At 56.7% G+C, this 20,838-nt stretch carries 17 protein-coding genes; 12 read left to right on the top strand and 5 right to left on the bottom strand.

Going from position 1 to position 20,838, the window contains the following annotated elements; genetic code table 11:
* Positions 1-25: 25 nt before the first annotated feature.
* From ABLO27_RS19780 to ABLO27_RS19770, 3 genes are read right to left on the bottom strand one after another with little or no spacing between them, the layout of a single operon-like run.
* Positions 26-952 carry an electron transfer flavoprotein subunit alpha/FixB family protein gene (locus tag ABLO27_RS19780; RefSeq protein WP_353035001.1) on the bottom strand — a complete coding sequence of 309 codons (927 nt, stop codon included), beginning with the start codon at positions 950-952 and terminating at the stop codon, positions 26-28.
* Positions 952-1,710 carry an electron transfer flavoprotein subunit beta/FixA family protein gene (locus ABLO27_RS19775; RefSeq protein WP_353035000.1) on the bottom strand — a complete coding sequence of 253 codons (759 nt, stop codon included), beginning with the start codon at positions 1,708-1,710 and terminating at the stop codon, positions 952-954. Before ABLO27_RS19775 ends, ABLO27_RS19780 begins: the two co-directional genes overlap by 1 nt.
* Positions 1,711-1,757: 47 nt before the next feature.
* On the bottom strand, positions 1,758-3,179 hold the full coding sequence (locus ABLO27_RS19770) for an aspartate ammonia-lyase (RefSeq protein WP_353034998.1): 1,422 nt from the start codon (positions 3,177-3,179) through the stop codon (positions 1,758-1,760).
* 361 nt (positions 3,180-3,540) lie between these two features.
* Here ABLO27_RS19770 and ABLO27_RS19765 point away from each other — a divergent pair, with 361 nt between their 5' ends.
* The 6 genes from ABLO27_RS19765 (at position 3,541) to ABLO27_RS19740 (ending at position 10,116) form a co-directional block, all read left to right on the top strand.
* Positions 3,541-4,632 carry an ABC transporter ATP-binding protein gene (locus ABLO27_RS19765; RefSeq protein WP_353034996.1) on the top strand — a complete coding sequence of 364 codons (1,092 nt, stop codon included), beginning with the start codon at positions 3,541-3,543 and terminating at the stop codon, positions 4,630-4,632.
* Positions 4,632-5,561, top strand: a complete 930-nt coding sequence (locus ABLO27_RS19760) for an ABC transporter permease (RefSeq protein WP_353034994.1) — start codon at positions 4,632-4,634, stop codon at positions 5,559-5,561. Before ABLO27_RS19765 ends, ABLO27_RS19760 begins: the two co-directional genes overlap by 1 nt.
* Before the next feature lie 3 nt (positions 5,562-5,564).
* Positions 5,565-6,374 carry an ABC transporter permease gene (locus ABLO27_RS19755; RefSeq protein WP_353034993.1) on the top strand — a complete coding sequence of 270 codons (810 nt, stop codon included), beginning with the start codon at positions 5,565-5,567 and terminating at the stop codon, positions 6,372-6,374.
* A gap of 20 nt (positions 6,375-6,394) precedes the next feature.
* The gene (locus tag ABLO27_RS19750) at positions 6,395-7,432 is read left to right on the top strand and encodes an extracellular solute-binding protein (RefSeq protein ID WP_353034991.1); all 1,038 of its coding nucleotides are present in this window, start codon (positions 6,395-6,397) and stop codon (positions 7,430-7,432) included.
* A 153-nt stretch (positions 7,433-7,585) separates the two neighbouring features.
* Positions 7,586-8,434: an inositol monophosphatase family protein gene (locus ABLO27_RS19745; RefSeq protein ID WP_353034989.1), complete on the top strand. Its 849-nt coding sequence runs from the start codon at positions 7,586-7,588 to the stop codon at positions 8,432-8,434.
* Positions 8,435-8,760: 326 nt separating this feature from the next.
* Complete coding sequence (locus ABLO27_RS19740) at positions 8,761-10,116, top strand: alpha-glucosidase/alpha-galactosidase (RefSeq protein WP_353034987.1); 1,356 nt, start codon at positions 8,761-8,763, stop codon at positions 10,114-10,116.
* 105 nt (positions 10,117-10,221) lie between these two features.
* Here ABLO27_RS19740 and ABLO27_RS19735 read toward each other — a convergent pair whose 3' ends face one another.
* Positions 10,222-11,103: a helix-turn-helix domain-containing protein gene (locus tag ABLO27_RS19735; protein ID WP_353034985.1), complete on the bottom strand. Its 882-nt coding sequence runs from the start codon at positions 11,101-11,103 to the stop codon at positions 10,222-10,224.
* 158 nt (positions 11,104-11,261) lie between these two features.
* Here ABLO27_RS19735 and ABLO27_RS19730 point away from each other — a divergent pair, with 158 nt between their 5' ends.
* The 5 genes from ABLO27_RS19730 (at position 11,262) to ABLO27_RS19710 (ending at position 18,662) form a co-directional block, all read left to right on the top strand.
* On the top strand, positions 11,262-13,271 hold the full coding sequence (locus ABLO27_RS19730) for an ABC transporter substrate-binding protein (RefSeq protein WP_353034983.1): 2,010 nt from the start codon (positions 11,262-11,264) through the stop codon (positions 13,269-13,271).
* 81 nt (positions 13,272-13,352) lie between these two features.
* Positions 13,353-14,375: an ABC transporter permease gene (locus tag ABLO27_RS19725; protein WP_353034981.1), complete on the top strand. Its 1,023-nt coding sequence runs from the start codon at positions 13,353-13,355 to the stop codon at positions 14,373-14,375.
* Positions 14,372-15,493, top strand: a complete 1,122-nt coding sequence (locus ABLO27_RS19720) for an ABC transporter permease (RefSeq protein WP_353034979.1) — start codon at positions 14,372-14,374, stop codon at positions 15,491-15,493. The genes ABLO27_RS19725 and ABLO27_RS19720 overlap by 4 nt, the downstream gene beginning before the upstream one ends.
* Positions 15,486-17,096 carry an ABC transporter ATP-binding protein gene (locus ABLO27_RS19715; protein ID WP_353034978.1) on the top strand — a complete coding sequence of 537 codons (1,611 nt, stop codon included), beginning with the start codon at positions 15,486-15,488 and terminating at the stop codon, positions 17,094-17,096. The genes ABLO27_RS19720 and ABLO27_RS19715 overlap by 8 nt, the downstream gene beginning before the upstream one ends.
* A 3-nt stretch (positions 17,097-17,099) precedes the next feature.
* A complete protein-coding gene (locus ABLO27_RS19710; protein ID WP_353034976.1) occupies positions 17,100-18,662 on the top strand; it encodes a tryptophan 7-halogenase in 1,563 nt (520 codons plus the stop codon).
* Positions 18,663-18,684: 22 nt separating this feature from the next.
* On the opposite strand, the gene ABLO27_RS19705 is transcribed toward ABLO27_RS19710, so the two are convergent.
* Positions 18,685-19,707 carry a LacI family DNA-binding transcriptional regulator gene (locus ABLO27_RS19705; RefSeq protein WP_353034975.1) on the bottom strand — a complete coding sequence of 341 codons (1,023 nt, stop codon included), beginning with the start codon at positions 19,705-19,707 and terminating at the stop codon, positions 18,685-18,687.
* Between the two features lie 134 nt (positions 19,708-19,841).
* On the opposite strand from ABLO27_RS19705, the gene iolG reads away from it, so the two are divergent.
* A complete protein-coding gene (gene iolG, locus ABLO27_RS19700) occupies positions 19,842-20,834 on the top strand; it encodes an inositol 2-dehydrogenase (protein WP_353034973.1) in 993 nt (330 codons plus the stop codon).
* Positions 20,835-20,838 lie beyond the last annotated feature (4 nt).

The raw sequence follows: 20,838 nt of genomic DNA, 5'->3' as shown, positions 1-20,838 counted from the left end.
GTCTCCGGGACGTTTCAAGCATGGGTCACAGTTTCTCGGTCAACTCCGGGACTGCCTCAAACAGATCGGCAACCAGTCCGAAGTCGGCGATCTGGAAAATCGGCGCTTCTTCGTCCTTGTTGATCGCAACGATTGTTTTTGAGTCTTTCATGCCGGCAAGGTGCTGGATTGCACCGGAGATGCCGACAGCCACATAAAGATCGGGAGCCACAACCTTTCCGGTCTGGCCCACCTGCCAGTCATTGGGTGCGTATCCGGAATCGACTGCCGCGCGCGAAGCCCCGACCGCTGCACCGAGTTTGTCGGCAAGCTTTTCGATGAGAGCAAAGTCTTCTTCCGAGCCGACGCCGCGTCCGCCGGAGACAACAATTCCGGCAGAGGTCAGTTCGGGACGGTCGCTTACCTCGACTTTGTCTTCGATCCATTCAGACAGGTCCGTCCGTCCGGAAAAGGCAATCGGTTCCACAATGGCATTGCCACCGGTGCCGGCTGCCTCGAACGATGCAGTCCGGAAGGTGATGACTTTCCTGTTGTCCAGCGACTTCACCGTCTGAACCGCGTTGCCTGCATAGATTGGTCGTTCGAACGTATCCGCATCGACAACTCCGGACGCGTCTGAAATCACCATCACATCCAGAAGGGCTGCGACACGCGGCAGGACGTTCTTGGCATTCGTAGTGGCCGGAGCTGCAATGTGGGTGTAGTCGCCCGCGAGAGAGACGATCAGATCCGCCGCCGGTTCAGCCAGAAGTTTGTCGAGCGAAGCATCCTCCGCGCAGAGGACTTTTGAAACGCCATCGATCGTTGCTGCTTCCCTGGCAGCTGCCGCACAGTCGGCCCCGGCACAAAGGATCGTGACATCGCCCAGCTGCCTGGCTGCCGTCACCGCCTTTGCTGTCGCATTCGTGGACAAGGTGCCGTCGTTCACTTCGGCAAGAAGAAGTACTGCCATCACACTGCTCCCGCTTCCTTCAGTTTTGCAATCAACTCGTCGACCGATGCTACCCTGATGCCGGCGCTGCGGGCCGCAGGTTCGGTGGTCTTCAAGATCTGGAGCCGAGGAGAAACATCCACGCCAAAGTCAGCCGCAGACTTTTCCTCCAAAGGTTTCTTTTTGGCCTTCATGATATTGGGCAAGGATGCATAGCGCGGCTCGTTGAGGCGCAGATCTACCGAGATGATCGCAGGCAATCTGACGCCGATTGTCTGAAGACCGCCATCGACCTCACGCGTGACCACGGCCTTGCCGCTGTCAATTCGGACCTCGGAAGCAAATGTCGCCTGGGCCCACCCCAGCAACGCTGACAGCATCTGGCCGGTAGCGTTCATGTCGTTGTCAATTGCCTGCTTGCCGCACAGAACAAGGTCCGGCTTTTCGTCTTCGATGACACCGGCGAGGATCTTGGCAACGGCGAGCGGTTCGATATCGGTTTCCGCATCGTCTGCGGCAATCACGAGGATTGCGCGATCCGCTCCCATGGCCAGAGCCGTGCGCAATGTTTCCTGAGCCTGTTTCACCCCGATGGAAACGGCAATCACTTCGCTTGCCTGACCGCCTTCTCTAAGACGGATAGCCTCTTCGACCGCGATTTCGTCGAAGGGGTTCATCGACATCTTGACGTTGGCGAGATCCGGTCCTGATCCATCAGGCTTTACACGAACCTTGACGTTGTAGTCGATCACGCGCTTGACGGGTACAAGCACTTTCATTTGTCCTGGTCTCCTTTGACTGGAGTTGGGTTTTGCAGGCGGAAAAGTTATTCCGCGGTTCCGTAAATCATAGTTCTGAGCGAAAGGATCCGGTCCTGCGCATGCGGTGTCAGAGCGTTGGTTTCGCTGGTGACTTCGCGGATGCTCTTGCCCTGTGCCAAAGCCAACTTTGCGATTTTTGCCGCTTTGTCGTAGCCGAGATGTGGCGCAAGCGCGGTGGCCAGGACCAGGCTGTCATTCAGAAGCGCCGCGCAGCGATCTGTATCCGCCTGAATGCCAACGATGCATTTGTCGGTCAGAACACCGATCGCATTTGTCAGAATTCTCAAGGTTTCCAGTATGTTGTAAGCCACCACGGGTTCCATGGCGTTCAGCTGCAATTGACCGGCTTCGGCTGCCATGGTCACCGTCAGGTCGTTACCGATTGCCTGGAAGCAGACCTGATTGACCACCTCCGGAATGACCGGGTTCACCTTCCCCGGCATGATGGAAGACCCTGCCTGCACCGCGGGCAGAATGATCTCTCCAAACCCGGCGCGTGGCCCAGAGGAAAGCAGACGCAAGTCGTTGCAGATCTTGGAGACTTTAACCGCAATGCGCTTCAGCACGCCCGAGAACGTGACGAAGGCTCCAAGGTCTGAAGAGGCTTCGATCAGGTTGCCGGATTGCTTGAGTGGAAATCCGGAAATCTCCGAAAGGATGGCGACGACTTTCCTGCCGTAGCCCTTGGGAGCATTGACGCCGGTCCCTATCGCGGTGCCACCGAGATTTACCTCGGTCAGCAACTGGCCCAGCTGCTGCAGGCGTTCAATGTCTTCGCCAACCGTGTGAGCGAAGGATTGAAACTCCAGACCGAGAGACATCGGTACGGCATCCTGAAGCTGGGTTCTACCGACCTTGGGAATGTCCTTGAAAGCGCGTGCCTTGTCGTCAAAGGCCTGTTGCAACCGGGTAAGGGCTTGGCACAGAGGGGCAATCTTCGACAGCACCGCCAAGCGGATCGCCGTCGGGTAGACGTCGTTCGTGGATTGCCCGAGATTGACATGATCGTTGGGGTGCACAAGCGCATAGGTTCCGGCCGGCTGCCCCAGATTTGCCTGCGCCAGATTGGCGATCACCTCGTTGGCGTTCATGTTGGTCGAAGTGCCGGCACCGCCCTGGATCATGTCCACCACGAAATGCTCATGATGTCCGCCGCCGATGATCTCACGGCATGCATCGATGATTGCTTCGGCTTTTTCCGGGACAAGCGCACCCAGTTCTGCGTTTGTGCGTGCTGCAGCCCATTTGACCATGGCCAGCGCATTTACCAGCGTGGGAAAATGCGAAAGGGGAACACCGGTGATCGGAAAGTTGGCAAGAGCACGCGATGTCTGAATGCCGAAGAGAGCCCCGGCGGGAACATCGAGCGTGCCGATCGCATCGGTTTCTGATCTTGTTTCTGAAGACATCGCCATCTGAATTTTCATCGAAAGTTCGAGGCACGGTAGGTTTGGGAGGCAGATGAATACAGTCGAAAATTCCGCAGCTTGGATTAGCTAGATCCGAAACAATACCTATGGTGTCGGGAGGCGGCGTCCGAAGCTTGTCAATGACACAAGATGGATGGTCACCTAGCAGAAGAAATTCTCGAAATATGAACTCAGGATATTGGAAAAATAGAAATTTTACAATGTGTTACCGGATTCAATTTCGTTCTGGTTAGATCAGGGTGCGTGTCAGTATTTCTTCTTAGGCTGAGGCTAACGTGCGCTGAGGAATACAGTTCTTAAGGAGTGAAATCGGCCTTCCTATACTCAGCTGAAATCGGCAGTGTAGAGGGAGGTGTCATTGTCCGCAGAACACTCGATAGCGATTGATGTCAAGGACGCGGTGAAGCGCTACGGCTCCTTCACTGCCTTGAAGAAAATATCGCTCTCCATCATGGACAACGAGTTCTTTACGCTGCTAGGTCCGTCCGGCTGTGGCAAGACAACACTGTTGCGCATGATTGCCGGCTTTGAGGATGTGACCGAGGGTGACATCTTCCTGTACGGCCAGGAAATCGCGAACCTGCCGCCCTATCAGCGTCCGGTGAACACGGTCTTCCAGAGCTACGCCCTTTTCCCGCATATGACGATCCTGGAAAATGTCGGGTTCGGCCTGGAAATGCGAGGCAAGTCCAAGGCAGACGCCCGCAAGCGCGCTGGTGAGATGCTGGAGATCGTCCAGCTGTCGCAATTCTCGCAGCGCAAGCCTTCTCAGCTTTCCGGCGGTCAGCAGCAGCGCGTTGCACTGGCCCGGGCGCTTGCGCCGCAGCCCAAGGTTCTTCTTCTGGACGAACCGCTGTCCGCGCTGGACTTGAAACTGCGCAAGGCGATGCAGCTGGAGTTGAAACATCTTCAGCGGGAAACCGGCATCACCTTCATATTCGTCACCCATGACCAGGAAGAAGCGCTCACCATGTCGGACCGCATCGCGGTCATGTCTGCGGGTGAACTGCAGCAATTGGGCGCCGCAAGGGACATCTACGAAAGCCCGAGAAACATGTTCGTGGCCGACTTCATCGGTGAAACCAACCTTCTCGAAGTCTCCGTCGATCAGGTCGTCAACGGCCGGGCCATCTGTCATCTGGGCGGTGGTCATGAGCTGACCTGCAATCAGGTTGACGGCATTGACGTGGGTTCCAAGGTGCACATGTCCGTCCGGCCCGAAAGGTTGTTCATTTCCCAGGAGCCGACGGAGAGCGAAAGCCTGAAGGGGCGCGTGTTGGACAACGTCTTTGTCGGCACGGACATCACCACAATCATCGACCTGGCGGACGGCCCGAATTTTACCGTCCGGACTTCGAATTCCGACCGTGGCAACAAACGGATCTTCGAGCCGGGCAATGAGGTTTATGTCAATATGGAGCTGGGGGCCGCACGCCTCCTGGTAGACTGATGGCGGCGGGTGCGACAGGCGGTGGAAGCATAGCTTCCGACACATATGCGGAGACCCGCAACTGGCTGCTGATGCCGGCTTGGCTGATCCTGGCGGTGCTGTCACTAGCGCCGGTGTTCCTGATGCTGATCTATTCCTTCCTGACGAAGGAGTTCAGGGGAGGGGTCATCTGGGAATTCTCGCTGGCGGCCTATGACCAGTTCTTCTTCGATCGCGGTCTGTTCGGGGACGAGCCTCCAAAGATCGAATGGACTTACATCACAATCTTCTGGCGTTCGATCTGGCAGGCAGGGGCTGCAACGCTGCTCAGTCTGGTGATCGGTTTTCCGACCGCCTATTACATCGCAACGCGGCCGGCGCATGTCAGGCCGATCTGGGTGTTCCTGATTACCATTCCGTATTGGGTCAACCTGCTGATCCGCACAGTTTCAATGAAATTCCTGCTGCGGGACCAGGGACCGCTCAACGACCTGCTGATTTCCATCGGTCTGATCGACAGCCCGATCCACATCGTGAACACGGACTTCGCGGTGCAGCTGGGCCTGTTCTACTCCTATCTGCCTTTCATGGTGCTGCCGATCTACGCGGCTGTCGAGCGCTACAATTTTGCGCTCAGCGAGGCTGCGGCGGACCTTTACGCCAACAAGTGGGTCACCCTGCGGCGTGTGTTGCTGCCATCGGTGAAGTCGGGTGTCATTGCCGGCTGCATTCTGGTGTTTGTGCCTTCGCTCGGTTCCTTCCTCGCACCCGATCTTCTTGGTGGCGCCAAAAACCTGATGATCGGTTCCCTGATTGAAGAACAGTTCAAGGGCAACGCGGGCAACTGGCCATTCGGAGCAGCGGCCTCGATGATCCTCCTGACGATGGTTCTGATCATTCTCATGATCTTTGCCCGCCAGCAGGCCAAAGCACAGAAAGCGGAGGGCTGAGGAATGGCATCCCGTCGATACGAAATCAAAGCCTATACCGGTTTCAAGACCATCACACTGCTTTGCCTGTTCGTGCTTTACGCGCCGCTGGTCGTCGTGACCGTCTACAGCTTCAATGCTTCCAAATCGATCACGATCTGGGAAGGATTGTCGCTGCGCTGGTACGCGGATGTCTTTGTCGGACCGGAAAGCGAAACCTTCAAGCTGGCGGCCCGCAACAGCTTCCTGATCGCAATCATCGCCGCTACGGTTTCGACAACGGTCGCGACCCTTGCTTCCACCGCGATCGTGAGGGGTGGCCAATTCAAGCTGCGGACCGTTTCGTTCGGCCTGATCTCGCTGCCGCTGATGGTTCCGGAAATCGTCACGGCCGTGGCCACGCTGATCTTCTTCAATTCCATCGCGCTGGAACGCGGATTGCTCACGATCCTCGTGGCCCACATCGCCTTCTGCATCCCGTTCGCCTATCTGCCGATTTCCGCGCGGATGCAGGGGATCGAGGACAGCTATGAGCAGGCAGCGATGGACCTTTATGCGACCAGACGGCAGGCTTTCACCAAGATCCTTCTGCCGTTGATGATGCCTGGCATCATCTCGGGCTTCCTGCTGGCCTTCATCGTCAGTCTCGACGATTTCATCATCACCAACTTTGTCAAGGGAGCCGGTGTCGAAACGCTGCCGACAGCGATCTTCGGTGCGGTGAAGCAGGGCATCAAGCCAAACATCATGGCCATTTCGACGATGTTGCTGAGCGTGTCGATCATCTTCGTCACGATCTCCTACTTCGTCAGCAAAGCCGACAACACGAAATAATCCAGAGGACGGAGGTAGAAATGAAATCCTTACTGAAAGCAACGGTGGCGGCATCTGTAATGACGCTGACAGCCAGCGCGGCGCTCGCGGAAGAAAAAGTGGTTCTCTACCACTGGTTCGAATACATGCCGCAGGAACTCCTGGACAAGTTCACAGACGAGACCGGCATCGAGGTCGTCATGGACACCTACGACTCCAACGAAGCCATGCTGGCTTCCCTGAAAGCGGGCGGGATCGGAACCTACGACCTGTCGGTGCCGGGCGATTACATGGTCAAGATCATGGCCAATGAAGGCCTGCTAGATACCATCGCCGATGGTGAACTGGCCAACAAGGGCAACATTGAGCAGCAGTGGCTGGATGTGCCGTTCGATCCGGGCCGTCAGTCGACGATTCCCTATCAGTGGGGTTCCACAAGCTTCTCGGTGGACCGAAACGTCTATGAGGGTGATATCAACACCACTGACATCCTGTTCGATCCACCGTCTGAGCTGTCCGGCAAGATCAACATGCTCGACAGTCAGGGTGAGGTCATCGCCATGGCATCACTTCACCTGGGTATACCGCAGTGCTCCAATGACCGGGACCAACTGAAGGCTCTGAACCAAATGCTTCAGGGTGCCAAGCCGCACTGGGCGTCGTTCAACTCCGACACCGCGAAAGAAGTTCTGGTGTCCGGAGATGCGGCCGCCGGCATGATCTATAACGGGTTTTCCGCAAAGGCTCGTGAGGAAGGCGCGACCGTTGAGTACGCTTACCCGAAGCAGGGCTACATTGCCTGGATGGACAACGTGGCGCTGTTGAAGGATGCCCCGAACCGGGCAAATGCACTCAAGTTCATGGACTTTCTTCTGGAGCCGGAAAACGCGGCCATCCTGACCAACTGGACCCAGTATTCCGCAGGTGTGGAGGGCGTCACGCCGTTGCTGAATGAAGCGCTCAGAACGCTTCCGGAAGCCAATCCGCCCGAAGGTGCAGGGCCGGCTTCTTTCATTGAAGTTTGCGATCAGGCAACCCAGGAGGTCTACGACAAGATCTGGGTCAATCTGAAAAAGTAAGAAGAACTCCGCCGCCGGGGTGTCCTGCTCCGGCGGTTCCCAACTCTGTTTCTCCGGAAAGCCAGTGTTCATTTCAGGAAGCGCCTTCGGGTCGAGTCTGCTAGGCAGGCTCGATTGTGGTTGAACAGGCGCTGCCGGAACAGGAAACAGAACATGTCCTTGTCTCAAACTCAGATAGACCAGTTGATTGCCGCGACGCGTGGTGTCGCGCAGGAGGTCGTGATGCCGCGTTTCCGGTCTTCAACCAGTGTGGACGTCAAGGCAAAGAAGCATGTCTTCGATCTGGTAACGGAAGCAGATCTTCTGTGTGAGCAGAGACTGACGCAGGCAATGCCGGACATACTGCCCGGTGCCTCCTTCGTGGGAGAAGAAGGCGTTGCCAGCGATCCGGGGCTTTTGTCTCACGTTGCAAATGCCGATCGGTGTGTGGTTCTCGATCCGGTTGACGGCACCTGGAATTTTGCCAGCGGTCTGCCAACATTCGGTCTTATCCTGTCGGTTGTCGAAAAGGGGATCCCGGTCTTCGGCATGCTCTACGACATCCTGAATGACAGCTGGGTTGCCGCTGAAGCGGGAGGTGGAGCGTTTCTGTTCCAGCCTGAAAAGGAAACCCGAAAGCTGCTGTTGGGCACGCAACATCAAAACCCGTTATCTGGATTTTATTCTCCGTTCGAATTTTCTGAAGATGCGAAGTTGCCCCTTGCCGAACTGGCGCTTACCTTTGGCCATGTCACCAGTCTTCGATGTGCGTGTTACGAGTATCTGACATTGTTGCAGGGGCATTCGGACTTCATTCTCTCGGCGGGTGTGAACCCGTGGGACCATCTGGCCGGTCTGCTTGCGGTCAAGGAAGCCGGCGGCAGGAGCGGACTTGTCGGCCGTGGTGCTTACCGAACGGACTATCGGGAAGGCAGTCTGTTGACGGTTGCCGATCCGGAACGGTTCGAGACGCTGGAGGCAAAATTCGCGTCGGCACTGGGTATGACGACCAATGCGGTCTGACATGTAAAAAATCGTCCTGGAACCACTCGGGCCGAAGCAGACAACATCATCGAAGCTGATAGACCGTTCATTTTTGAAGAGGACGGTCTTTCTGCGTTTGTTTCAGCTTTTGCGGGAGGAGTTTTCATTCGCCGGGTGGAGGATCTCTTTTGTAATCAATTGAAAGATATAACTTAATCAGGTTTTGTTCGTAGGTTTTCCAGTTAAATCATGCAGTCTCTGGATGCCGTCAATGCTAAGTGATTTTCCGAAAGGTTACATGTGAAAACTGGAAGCCTCCTCTGAAACGGCTCGCATATGGTGTGGGCAGCAACAGAGGACGAATTATGGTTCATTTCCCCAAAATCGCTTTCATAGGAGCGGGTTCGACCGTCTTCATGAAAAACATTGTCGGCGATATTTTGCATCGCCGGGCTTTGCGCGGCGCACATGTCGCCCTCATGGATCTAAACGAAAAACGCCTGCAGGAATCCGAAGTGGTCGCCAAGCGCATGGTGGCTTCTCTTGATGTGCCCGCCAGGATCACAACGCATCTCAATCAACGCGAAGCCCTGGACGGCGCGGATTTCGTTGTCGTGGCTTTCCAGGTCGGCGGCTATGATCCCTGCACGATCACCGACTTTGAAGTGCCGAAGGAATTCGGTCTGCGCCAGACGATTGCCGACACATTGGGCGTTGGCGGCATCATGCGTGGTGTGCGTACCGTTCCGCACCTGTGGTCGGTCTGTGAGGACATGCTTGAGGTCTGCCCGGATGCGACACTGCTGCAATACGTAAACCCGATGGCAATCAACATCTGGGCGATCAGCAGGAAGTATCCGAAGATCAAGCAAGTCGGCCTTTGCCATTCGGTTCAACACACGGCCCGCACGCTGGCGGTCGATCTGGGTATCGACCCGAAAGACATGCACTACCGCTGTGCAGGCATCAACCACATCGCGTTCTTCCTGCATCTGCACAAGGTCGAAGCCAACGGGCAATACACCGACCTCTATCCGGCCTTGAAGGAAGGCTACGCGAACGGCACATTTCCCACCGGAAAGGCTCAGGAAAACCCGCGCTGCCCAAATATCGTTCGTTATGAGATCCTCAAGCAATTCGGCTATTTCGTTACCGAGAGTTCAGAGCATTTCTCCGAGTACGTGCCCTGGTTCATCAAGGAAGGTCGCGAGGACCTGATCGAGCGGTTCCAGATACCTCTGGATGAGTATCCGACCCGATGCGTTCAGCAGATCGAGCGTTGGCACAAGGATTCCAGCGAACTGATGAACAACGAGCAGATCGAGGTCGAGCAGACCGACGAGTATGCTTCGGAGATCATCAACTCGATCTGGACCGGGGAGCCGAGCGTGATTTACGGCAACGTTGCAAACACCGGTCTCATCACCAACCTGCCGCATGGCTGCGCCGTCGAAGTTCCGTGCCTGGTCGACCGAAACGGCGTGCAACCGACCTTCGTTGGCGATATCCCGCCGCAACTGGCGGCGATCATGCAGTCCAATGTCACTGCACAGGGACTGACGGTCGATGCCTTGATGAACGAAGATCCTGAACTCATCACCCATGCGGCGATGATGGATCCGCACACGGCGGCAGAACTGGATCTGGATCAGATCCGCGCCATGGTCCTGAGACTGAGACAAGCTCACGGCGAGTGGCTGCCTGAATGGGCACGCGCCTGAACGAGGTCCTCCCAGCGATGACCTGACCGGGAAGCCGACGCGTTTCCTGGCAGGTTGTCTGGGGCACCTGCGGGCTGCATAGCGGTATGCGGCCCGCTTTTTTGTTCAGGCAGCGTCTTTCTTGTGACGAAAGGCTGCCGGAGACATGCCCATGCGGTCGCGGAAAACCTCGTAGAACGCCGAAACCGAACCGAAGCCGCTGTCCAGGGCCACGGTCAGGATCTTCACGTCCGATTCCGCCAGCATCATCTTGGCGTGGAACAGTCGAACATTGTTGATGTGCTGCTTGACCGTGCAGCCGAGGAACTTGCGAAAGATCGTGGTGGCGTGATTGGAGGAAATGTTGGCAGCCTCCGCCACCTGGATCTGCGTAATCGGCCGGGCATAGTTTTCGGCGATGAAACGCAGCATCGTGTCAAAATGAATGACCAGATTCTGGTGATGACGGCCGATCTCCTGGTCGTAAACCGGCGGCATTAGAATTTCCGGTTCCGCAATGGCCAGTCGAGCCAGCCGGGCCTGAACCTCGAGCGTGTGAACCGCCCGCCAGGGTCTGGTGCGCCAGGATGCCTCCCTTGCCCATTTGCTCGTCAGGGCATTGTCCGCTTTGTCAGGATTTCCGTTGGTTATCACGGCACCTGCCAGCAGCAGGTTGACGAACTCCTTGGGCAGTGGCCATTGCAGAAATTCGCTGAGCTGAACATAGGCGTTCGTGATCGTTCCCTGGCCGATAACATTGGTAACCCGGTGCGGATAAGCGGCCCAGAAGACAACGAATTTCCCCGGTTTTACATGCACTTCCCGACCGGAAAACGAATAGGTCATTTCACAATCGTTCATGAAATTGACCTCGATGGAAGGATGGTAGTGAAACGTCTCATCCATCGTTTCCGGCACATGGTGTTCCAGAAGGACACCGTGTTTTTCCGGAACATTTCCACGGGCAAGCTCCGAGGGGGCCTCGTCAAAATATTCGAAATTGTCCAAAGAGAACTCCGTCGTTGGAACCTTCCTTTCATGTTCCACGAAGTTTCGATGAAACAAAAGAGTAAATCCGAAAACAGGAATGCAAGGTGTGAAAACAGGAAGAGTTTGGAAAGAGCGCCAGTCAGTGTGATGAAGGTAAAATTCATTGGGAGGAACTTATGAACCACCTCAAATCGCTGCTGGCAGCGTCAGTGTGCCTGACCGCTATCGGCGGCAGCGCACTTGCCGACAAACTGCCACCGGAGAAGGATCTTTCCGGCCTTGAATATGAGCTGATCGGCCGGACGGATCTTTATGACTACCGCGCTCTGGACAGTTACAGCGAAGCTCCGTTCCTTGCGGACATGGCAGCGGAAGGGAAGCTTCCGGCGGTGAAGGATCGTTTGCCGAAAGAGCCGCTTGTGTTCAAGACCGGTGCGATGGTCGACGGCACCGGCGAATATGGAGGTGTGTTCCATCACGTGATTGGCGGCCGTCCGGAAGGCTGGAACTGGCTGGCCGGTCAGCATCAGGGCTGGGGTGGCATCAACATGGCTATCCAGGAATGCCTGGTGCGTCAGGGGCCGCGCTGGCAGATCAAAGGCGAAGATCAGACCGGACCCTTGCCCAATCTTGCAAAGTCCTGGAGCTGGAACGACGACAATACCCAGCTGACGATGCATCTCATCGAGGGTGCGCACTGGTCGGATGGTGACCCGTTCGATACCGAGGACATCCGCTTCTGGTGGGAAGACAACGTTGAGGACGAGAATGTTTCGTCTCGTTTGAGCAAAGGATCGCTCGCTCCGGGCGCCAAGCTTGAAATTCTAGACGAGTATACTTTCCGCTGGACATTCTCCGAGCCGCAATCGGAAACCCTGGTGGAGAACCTTGCTTACATTCAGGGCTGTCCCGGTCCGAGCCATGCTCTGAAAGACAAGCATCCGAAGTACAATCCTGACGCTACATACGAAAGCTACACCAACGCCATGCCGGGAGAAGCGCTTCCCGTTCCGGTGATGGGGGCATGGGTTCCGGTATTGCACAAGCCGGACGAACTGGTCGTGATGCGCCGCAATCCATTCTATTGGAAGGTGGATGAAAAGGGGCAGCAGCTTCCTTACTTCAACGAAATGCACTTTCGCCTGTCCACTTGGGATGATCGCACAACCCAGGCCGTTGCCGGGTCCGGCGACTTCTCCAACATGGAAAACCCGGCAAACTATGTTGCGGCTCTGAAGCAGTCTCAATCACCGGACAGTCCGGTAACGGTTCGCTTTGGAAAGCGCGCGCTTGCCTGGCGGCTGGAGTTGAACTTCTCCGACATCGGAGCTGAAGACGAAGTCGATCTGGCATTGCGCGACCTTTTCCGCAACAAGGACTTCCGGATTGCCTTGAGCCATGCGCTTGATCGCGATGCCATCGGTCAGGCGGTCGCCCGCGGTCCGTTTGCCTATCCGTATACCGGCGGGTTCACGTCCGGGTCTGCCTTCTTCGATCACGACAGCACCGCGTATCAGCCATTCGATCAGGCAAAAGCCAATGCGATGCTTGATGAGTTGGGTCTGCAGGACAGCGACGGCAACGGCATTCGCAACCTGCCGAACGGTGGCGACGATATCGAGATCGACGTCATCTTCAACTCCGGGCGGAATGAAACCCGCAAGCAGCTGGACGCCGTCATCTCGCAACTGGGTGAAGTCGGTATCCGGGTCATCGCCCGTGGCCTGGACAAGACCAATTTTGAAACGGCTCGACTGGGCGGTGCCTTCAACGGCATGATCAACCGTCGGGGCTTCCCAACGCTGACGCGCGAACCTTGCAACAACATGCCCATCAGTGAATCCTGCCCGTTCTTCCACCAGTCGCAGAATGGCGAACGGTCCCTGCTGCCATTCGAGGAAGAAATCCAGGCTGCCTACCGCACCTTCATTTCCTCAAATGACAATGCGGAAAAGCTGCAGATGACCCGGGACATCCAGCGTCTGATCACCGAAAACGCCTATGTCATCGGTACGATCCAGACACCGGCTGCTCTTCTGGTCAACCGCCGGATCAAGAATGCCCATCCTGGGACGCCAGTCTACATGTTCGAGTGGGCCGAAGACGGTATCATTCGCGAGCGTCTGTGGACACCAGCAGCCGAGCAGGTCAAAGAGCTGTTGCCGGGCACCATCGCTGAGTACTGATAAAAAAACTTAGCCGTAAAACAGTATGCGGCTCCTTTGGGGGCCGCATATTTCCTATCCGGGAAAATTGAAAGTTTTCTGATGGCGCTCTTGCTCTATTTCGTGAAGCGGATCCTCGTGGCCATTCCGCTTCTGATCGGGATATCGATCGTCTCCTTCGGTCTGGTTGTTGCCGTGCCAGGTGACTTCGTCGATTCCTGGATGGCCCAGACCATGGCACAGACAGGAATGTCGGCGGCCGAACTCAAACCCCAGGCGGAAGAGCTCCGGCAAAAGCTCGGTCTGGACAAGTCCCTGGTTCACCAATACGTGCTGTGGCTCAAAGGCATCGTGTTCTCAGGCGATTTCGGTCAATCCTTTGTCTACAGCAAGCCCGTGACCGAAGTCATCGGCCTGCGTCTGCCGCGCACGCTTGGTCTGGCGATCGTCACGCTGATCCTAGGACAGGGTATCGGCGTTCTGCTTGGCATCTATGCTGCAACCCATCAGTACAAGCTGGGCGACAACCTTGCGACACTGGTCGCGTTTCTGGGCATCGTCATTCCGAAATTCGTGATGTCGCTCATCATCCTTTACCTGATGGCCTATGTCTGGAACTCCAGCTATATCGGCTCACTCTATTCTCCTGAATTCATTCTTCAGGAGCATTTCAGTTTCGCCAAACTGTGGGACTTCTTCCTTCATGTCTGGCCGATCCTGTTCATCTCGGTCTGGGCGGGCCAAGCGTATACGACCCGGATGATGCGCGGAAACCTGCTCGATGTCATGAACGCGCAATACATCGAAACGGCACGGGCAAAGGGACTCAGCCGCCGCAAGACGTTGTTCCACCATGCAGTGCCGAACGCGCTGCACCCGGTGATCATGAATATGGGTGGTCGGTTCGACTACATGATCAAGGGTGAAATCGAGATTGCCATCGTCCTCGGCATCCCGACGCTGGGGCCCCTGATCCTGAGTTCGGTGACCGAACGCGACATGTACGTGCTCTCGGCCATTTTCCTTCTCGTTTCGGTCCTTCTGGTCATTGGCAACCTGATTGCCGATTTCGCGCTGGCGGTTCTTGATCCGCGTGTGCGCAGAGCGGAGTTCACCAAAGAATGAATGCCTTGACCCAGCTTGATATGAACGCGGAAAACGCGAACCACGTTTCTCTGTCCTACTGGCAGCTGGTGCGCCGGCGGTTCATGGCCAATCGATATGGCATGGCCGGACTTATCGGATGTCTGATCGTGCTCAGCTGCACCGTCTTTGGCGGCTTCTTCGCACCCTATGGAGCCCAAACGAAGGACCGCAATGCGCTCTATTCACCGCCGCAGCTGATCAGCATCGTCAGCCCGGATGGAGAATTGACCCGCCCATATGTGCGCGGATTTGAAGAAAAGATGGATCCGGTGACTTTCGAGTTCACCTTTGAACCGTCCGACAACAAGATTGTGCCGCTGGGCCTCTTCGTCAAAGGAGAGCCGTATGAAATTCTCGGCCTGACGTTCGAGACCCATCTGTTCGGCTCGCTCAACGGGGTGCCGGTCCATCTTCTGGGCACCGACGGTTTGGGCCGCGATGTCTTCTCACGCATGATGTACGGCACCAGGATTACCATCCTGATGGCTGTCATGGTGATGGCGGCAGCCTGCGTCATCGGGACAATGATCGGCGTCAGCTCCGGTTACTTCGGCGGCACCTACGATCTCGTCGTGCAGCGCGGTGTGGAGTTCGTGAAATCGTTTCCCGATCTGCCGCTCTACCTGGCACTCGTTGCAATCCTGCCGCGTCGTGCCGATGCGATGGCGGTCTTTATCATGTTCGCGGCCATCCTCGTGCTCTTGCGCTGGGCGGATCTTGCCCGCGAATTGCGCGGCAAGGTCGTTGCGATCAAGTCAGTGGAGTTCGTCAAGGCGGCTGTTGCCGTCGGTGCTTCGGACGGTCGGATCATTCGCCGCCACATCATTCCGAACATGTCGTCACATATTCTGGTCTGGGCGACCTATACGTTGCCGGAGATCATCCTGCTGGAAAGTTTCCTTTCCTTCCTCGGTGTCGGTGTTCAGTTGCCCATGGTGTCCTGGGGATCGATGCTCAATCAGGCACGCGACATCCAGGCGTTGACGGCAGCTCCCTGGTTGCTGGCTCCGGTCGGCATGATCGTTATCTCCGTTCTGGCTTTCAATGCGCTGGGCGATGGCCTGCGCGACGCGATGGATCCTTATTCCAATGACTGACAAGTTGCTTTCCGTTCGAAACGTGAACGTGTCGTTCAAGACGGCGACGGGGTTGCGTCATGCGGTTCACGATGTCTCGTTCGATGTCGGCAACGGGGAAACCCTGGCCGTCGTGGGTGAAAGTGGTTCGGGCAAGTCCGTGACTGCCCGCGTCATCATGGGGATGCTTGCGCCCAACGCACGGGTCGGCGAGGGGACTCAGGTGATCTTCGATGGCAAGGACATCGCGACATTTTCCGAGCCGCAGCTTCAGGACATTCGTGGCCGTCGCATCTCCATGATCTTCCAGGAGCCCCTGACCAGCCTCAACCCGATCTACCGGATCGGAGATCAGGTCGCAGAGATCATCAAGGTGCACCGGAAGCTCGGGAAAAACGAGTTGAAATCCGAGGTGATCCGGCTTCTCAAGGAAGTTCAGCTGCCCGATCCGGAAGCGCGTTATCAGCAGTATCCGCATGAATTGTCCGGAGGTCAGCGGCAACGTGTGATGATCGCCATGGCGCTGGCGAACAATCCGGAGCTGCTGATCGCCGACGAGCCGACGACCGCGCTTGATGTTACGGTACAGGCAGAAATCCTCTCGCTTCTGCGCCAGTTGCAGAAGGCGCACAATATGGCTGTGATCCTGATCACCCATGACCTTTCGGTTGTTCGGGCCGTCTCGGACCACGTGGTTGTGATGCGCCGGGGGGAGGTTGTTGAAACGGGTGAGACCAATGAGGTGTTTCATCATCCTCAACACCCCTACACGAAGCATCTGATCGCCTCGGAACCGAAGGGCGAGCCAAAGCCGATCCAGAAAGACGCGCCGCCGGTTTTGACGGCGGAAAACACGCGGGTGGCGTTCAAACTCAAGACGGGTAGTTTCTTCAACCGCAAGACCGTGGACCTTGTTGCCGTCAATGACGTTTCCGCAACCATCCGCCGCGGCGAAACGCTCGGTGTCGTTGGCGAATCCGGGTCGGGCAAGACGACATTCGGGATGAGTATCATCGGGCTCGGACAGAAACAGAACGGCCCGGTGACGTTTCAGGGCGAGCGGATCGAGCATCTGTCGCGCAAGGAATTGCAGCCCTACCGGACACGCATTCAGGTCGTCTTTCAGGACCCGTTCTCGTCGCTCAATCCGCGCATGATCATCCGCCAGATCTTGGAAGAAGGCCTGATCGTGAACGGGATCGGTGCGTCTTCAAAGGAACGTCTGGAGTTGATCAAGCAGGCGCTTGACGATGTGCAGATGCCCCACGATGCGCTCGATCGGTTCCCTCATGAGTTTTCTGGTGGTCAAAGACAACGCTTGGCAATTGCGCGCGCGATCGTGCTGAAACCGGAGTTCATTCTTCTGGACGAACCGACGTCGGCCCTGGATCTGTCCATTCAGGCGCAGATTATCGAGCTTTTGCGGGAACTTCGCGACAAGCACGACTTGAGCTACCTGTTCATCAGCCACGACCTGAAGGTGGTGCGCGCGCTTTGTCATCGTGTCATCGTGATGAAGAGCGGGAGCGTTGTGGAAGAGGGGAATACTGCTGAAGTGCTGGAGAAACCCAAAACGGACTATACCCGACGGCTCGTCCGCGCGGCATTTGATGTCGTCGCCTGAGGCATGAGCGGGGCCGTACCTCATATCGTGATCGTTGGTGGCGGAACCGCCGGCTGGCTGGCGGCGCACATGCTGCGCCGGTTGTCACAACAAACGGACACGGCCTGCCGACTGACCGTCGTCGAGGACCCTGACATCCCCACGATTGGCGTGGGGGAGGGAACGACTTCCGTTTTCCGCGACGTTTTGCTCGATCTAGGATTTGACGAATTCGAGTTCATGCGCGAGACCGGCGCAACCATCAAATACGGTATCCGGCATATCGGTTGGGGGAAGCGGTCGAGCGGTCCGGGCTCGGACTATATGGGTCCGATTGACGACCCGCACCAGTTGACGCCCGATCCGACCGGACAGGGCAGGCCCTGGCTGCACTACAGCGCAATTGCTGCGGGGCAGCCGGCAATCCGTTCACATGTGTTCACGCCACTGATGACGGGACAGCGCGCTCCCTGGGCGCAGCAGGGCGAAAAGCTGGTGCCGGTCAGTCCCTATCACCATGCCTACCATTTCGATCAGGCGAAGGTCGGTGCCTTTCTGCGCCGGAAAGCCGACGGGATCGAACAGGTATCCGCCAAGGTGACCGGTCTGGAAAAGGACAACGCGTCCGGTCTTGTCACTGCCTTGAAGTGTCAGGGACAGCCCGATATCGCCGTGGATTTCGTTTTCGACTGTACCGGGTTCCGGCGGGCTCTGATGACGGAACTCGGCGCCTCCTGGCATCACTACGGTTCTTTGTTGCCGCTCAACCGGGCAATGCCCTTCTGGCTGGAACACTCGGAGGCAGGCGAGATTGCCCCTTACACGACAGCACGCGCGTTGCGCTCCGGATGGATGTGGCAGATTCCGACCGCGGATCGCCTTGGCTGCGGTTATGTCTATTCCGATGCGCATTCGACGCCGGAGGAGGCACAAGAGGAAGTCGAGCAAATCCTGGGGTGCAGCATCACGCCTCGTGCAGATCTTGCTTTCAAGGAAGGGCGCCTGACTGAGCCTTGGGTGGGCAATTGCATCGCCCTGGGGCTATCCCAATGTTTTCTGGAGCCGCTGGAAGCAACATCGATCCACGGAACCGTGGTGCAGTTGCTGTTGCTTGGAGCCGGCGGTTTCCTCGCTCACCTTGGTGGTGACATCTCCGTTTTGCGCGAGAAATACAATCAGGCGATCAATCAGCAGATCGATGATTTCGCGCAGTTCATCAATCTGCACTACGCTGGTGGGCGAAGGGACAGCGCCTTTTGGCAGGACATGACGGAAAGTGGCATTTCCGATCTTAATCGGGACCGTCTTGAGCTGTGGTCGAACGAGGCTCCGGTTCGAGCACATTTCCCGACACTTCCCGCCGGTTTGCCGCATGTACAGGAACAGCTCTTTATGCCTGTTCTGGATGGTCTGGGGCTTTTGCCAAAGGTACCATGCAAGGCTGCCTTGACCCAAACGGCCGGAATGGCGCGCGCCGCGCGCATTCAGCGCGAGGGCAATCGCGAAAAATTTCGCAAGATATCGGCCAGGGCCCTTGGGCACCGCGAATTTCTCACCCGACTGAACTCAGGTGAACTGCCTCACTGAGCGGATGATGACAGGTGAAAGCTCAAGCGCTCTTTCGGACGATCAGTTTTCCTTCAAACCTGTTCAGTCCCGTTCCATCGGTCTCGTCCCGCAAAAAGGCCACCAGGCTTTCCGCCATGTCCGACATCGGCTGGCGATAAGTGGTCAGTTGATAATTGGGGCTGTCTGCTGCGGGAATGTCGTCAAACCCGGTTACGGCAATGTCTTTCGGGATCGAGAGGCCGAGCTGATGCTTGATCGCGTCGATCGCACCGATTGCCAGGGCATCGTTTTCACAGACAATGACATCCGGAAGTTCGCTGGCAGGACGGTTGGAAAGCGCGGAGGCAACAGTGACGAAGCTTTGTTTCGCGTCATAGACACCAGCTGTCGCGACTTCCGGGCGATTGCCGGTTTTCCGCTCCCATTCCGCCATGAAAGTTTCCTTGCGCAGCAAATGAGCTGAATCGGATTGCGGTCCGGCGAGAAACATTGGCCTGGAAAACTTCTTCTTCAGAACGTAGTCGGCGATCTCGCGCATCGCGGCTTCATCGTCGCAGCAGATCGAGACTGCTTTCGGATTGCGGGACATGCGGGCAAAGGTCACTAGCTTGCGCACTCGCTTGGCTCCTAGAGCCGTTTCCAGAACCTCTTCGTTGAAGCGTGAACCAATCACAACTGCCGCATCGACCCGTCTTTGACTGGCGCTCAGAAGTGCTCCCGGTGCATCGTCTTCGTCCAGCATGTTGACCAGGAACGTGTCCCAGCCGGCCTTTCTCAGAGCCTTGGTCAGACGTTCAAGCATCACCAGCTTGTGCGGATTCGCAAAGTCATCGATGAGCAGGGACACGATCCGCGAATTGTTGGAGCGAAGGCTGGATGCTGCCAGGTCGGGGACATAGCCGAGTTTTTCAGCAGCTTCCGTTACCCGTTTTCTGCTTTCCTCGGAAATGGACGCATTTTGCCGAAATGCGCGATTGACCGTCCAACGGGACACGCCGGCCTCGGCAGCCACATCATCTGCGGTTACCGTTTGAACCGGTGGATTCATCGTTTTGTCAGCCATCGCGTTTCATCTCGACATTTGCGCAAGTGAGATATCATCTAACCAGTTTTGCTCTCGAGTGCAAAATATGCTTGCTCTCGGGAGCAAGAACTGTCATTTGTCCGCCAACTTGGTTTCAATTTGGAGGAATGCCAATGCCCAAGGTTGGCTTGCTGGGCGCAGGACGCATCGGTCAGGTGCACGCGGTGAACATTGCCGGGCACCAGAACAGTGAACTGGTTGCCGTGTCCGACATCCATGAAGATGCCGCGCAGGCGCTGGCTGCAAAATATGGTGCAGCGGCACGTGCGTCCGAAGATATTCTGAAGGACGACGGTATTGATGTCGTACTGGTTGCCACTTCAACCGACACTCATGCTGGCTTGATTGAAGCAGCAACCGCTGCGGGCAAGGCCGTTCTTTGCGAAAAGCCCGTGGATCTGTCTCTTGCGAGGGCAAAGGCCTGCCTGGAAGCTGCCGAAAAGACAGGTCGCCCTGTCATGGTGGGTTTCAACCGCCGATTTGATCCAAACTTCTCTGCATTGAAAAGGGCGGCCGATGCCGGGGAGATCGGCAAGAGCGAACTGCTTTCGGTGACATCGTTCGATCCGGCGCCACCACCGGTTTCTTATGTGAAAGTCTCCGGCGGACTGTTCCGTGACATGATGATCCACGATTTCGACATGGCGTGCTGGATCATGGGGGGAGCCCCTCAGAAAGTTTTTGCGACAGGAAGCTCGATTGTAGATCCGGAAATCGGTGCTGCGGGGGATGTCGATACCGCAGCCGTCACGCTGAGCTGGGCCGATGGCCGGATTGCCGTCATCAAGAACAGCCGTCGTGCAGTCTACGGCTACGATCAGCGTATCGAACTGCTGGGGGCGGACGGACTGCTGGGCGCCAAGAACGTTCTTGAAAACACGGTCGAAAAGATCACCGTTGACGGCAATGTTTCGGCAAAGCCGGAGTATTTCTTTCTGGAGCGTTACATGCGTGCCTACGCTGCTGAATGGGACGCATTTGTGACCGCAGTGGAAACGGGCAAAACCATGCCGGTTACGCTGGAAGAAGGGGTCCTGGCCCTGGCGGTTGCCGATGCCGCCACCTTGTCTCACCAGACCGGTGAAGCTGTTCCGGTTTCACTCTGAAAGG

The organism is Roseibium sp. SCP15 (assembly GCF_040329435.1).
Taxonomy (GTDB): domain Bacteria; phylum Pseudomonadota; class Alphaproteobacteria; order Rhizobiales; family Stappiaceae; genus Roseibium.
Note: the sequence above shows the minus strand (reverse complement) of the source record. Positions and strands in the feature narration are given on the sequence as shown.

Bases quoted from the DNA above. Each gene is read 5' to 3' on its own strand.
- ABLO27_RS19730 (WP_353034983.1), top strand. From the start codon at position 11,262: ATGAACCACCTCAAATCGCTGCTGGCAGCGTCAGTGTGCCTGACCGCT.
- ABLO27_RS19705 (WP_353034975.1), bottom strand. From the start codon at position 19,707: ATGGCTGACAAAACGATGAATCCACCGGTTCAAACGGTAACCGCAGAT.
- ABLO27_RS19740 (WP_353034987.1), top strand. From the start codon at position 8,761: ATGGTTCATTTCCCCAAAATCGCTTTCATAGGAGCGGGTTCGACCGTC.
- ABLO27_RS19770 (WP_353034998.1), bottom strand. From the start codon at position 3,179: ATGAAAATTCAGATGGCGATGTCTTCAGAAACAAGATCAGAAACCGAT.
- ABLO27_RS19775 (WP_353035000.1), bottom strand. From the start codon at position 1,710: ATGAAAGTGCTTGTACCCGTCAAGCGCGTGATCGACTACAACGTCAAG.
- ABLO27_RS19755 (WP_353034993.1), top strand. From the start codon at position 5,565: ATGGCATCCCGTCGATACGAAATCAAAGCCTATACCGGTTTCAAGACC.
- ABLO27_RS19710 (WP_353034976.1), top strand. From the start codon at position 17,100: ATGAGCGGGGCCGTACCTCATATCGTGATCGTTGGTGGCGGAACCGCC.
- iolG (WP_353034973.1), top strand. From the start codon at position 19,842: ATGCCCAAGGTTGGCTTGCTGGGCGCAGGACGCATCGGTCAGGTGCAC.
- ABLO27_RS19750 (WP_353034991.1), top strand. From the start codon at position 6,395: ATGAAATCCTTACTGAAAGCAACGGTGGCGGCATCTGTAATGACGCTG.
- ABLO27_RS19715 (WP_353034978.1), top strand. From the start codon at position 15,486: ATGACTGACAAGTTGCTTTCCGTTCGAAACGTGAACGTGTCGTTCAAG.
- ABLO27_RS19725 (WP_353034981.1), top strand. From the start codon at position 13,353: ATGGCGCTCTTGCTCTATTTCGTGAAGCGGATCCTCGTGGCCATTCCG.
- ABLO27_RS19745 (WP_353034989.1), top strand. From the start codon at position 7,586: ATGTCCTTGTCTCAAACTCAGATAGACCAGTTGATTGCCGCGACGCGT.
- ABLO27_RS19760 (WP_353034994.1), top strand. From the start codon at position 4,632: ATGGCGGCGGGTGCGACAGGCGGTGGAAGCATAGCTTCCGACACATAT.
- ABLO27_RS19780 (WP_353035001.1), bottom strand. From the start codon at position 952: ATGGCAGTACTTCTTCTTGCCGAAGTGAACGACGGCACCTTGTCCACG.
- ABLO27_RS19720 (WP_353034979.1), top strand. From the start codon at position 14,372: ATGAATGCCTTGACCCAGCTTGATATGAACGCGGAAAACGCGAACCAC.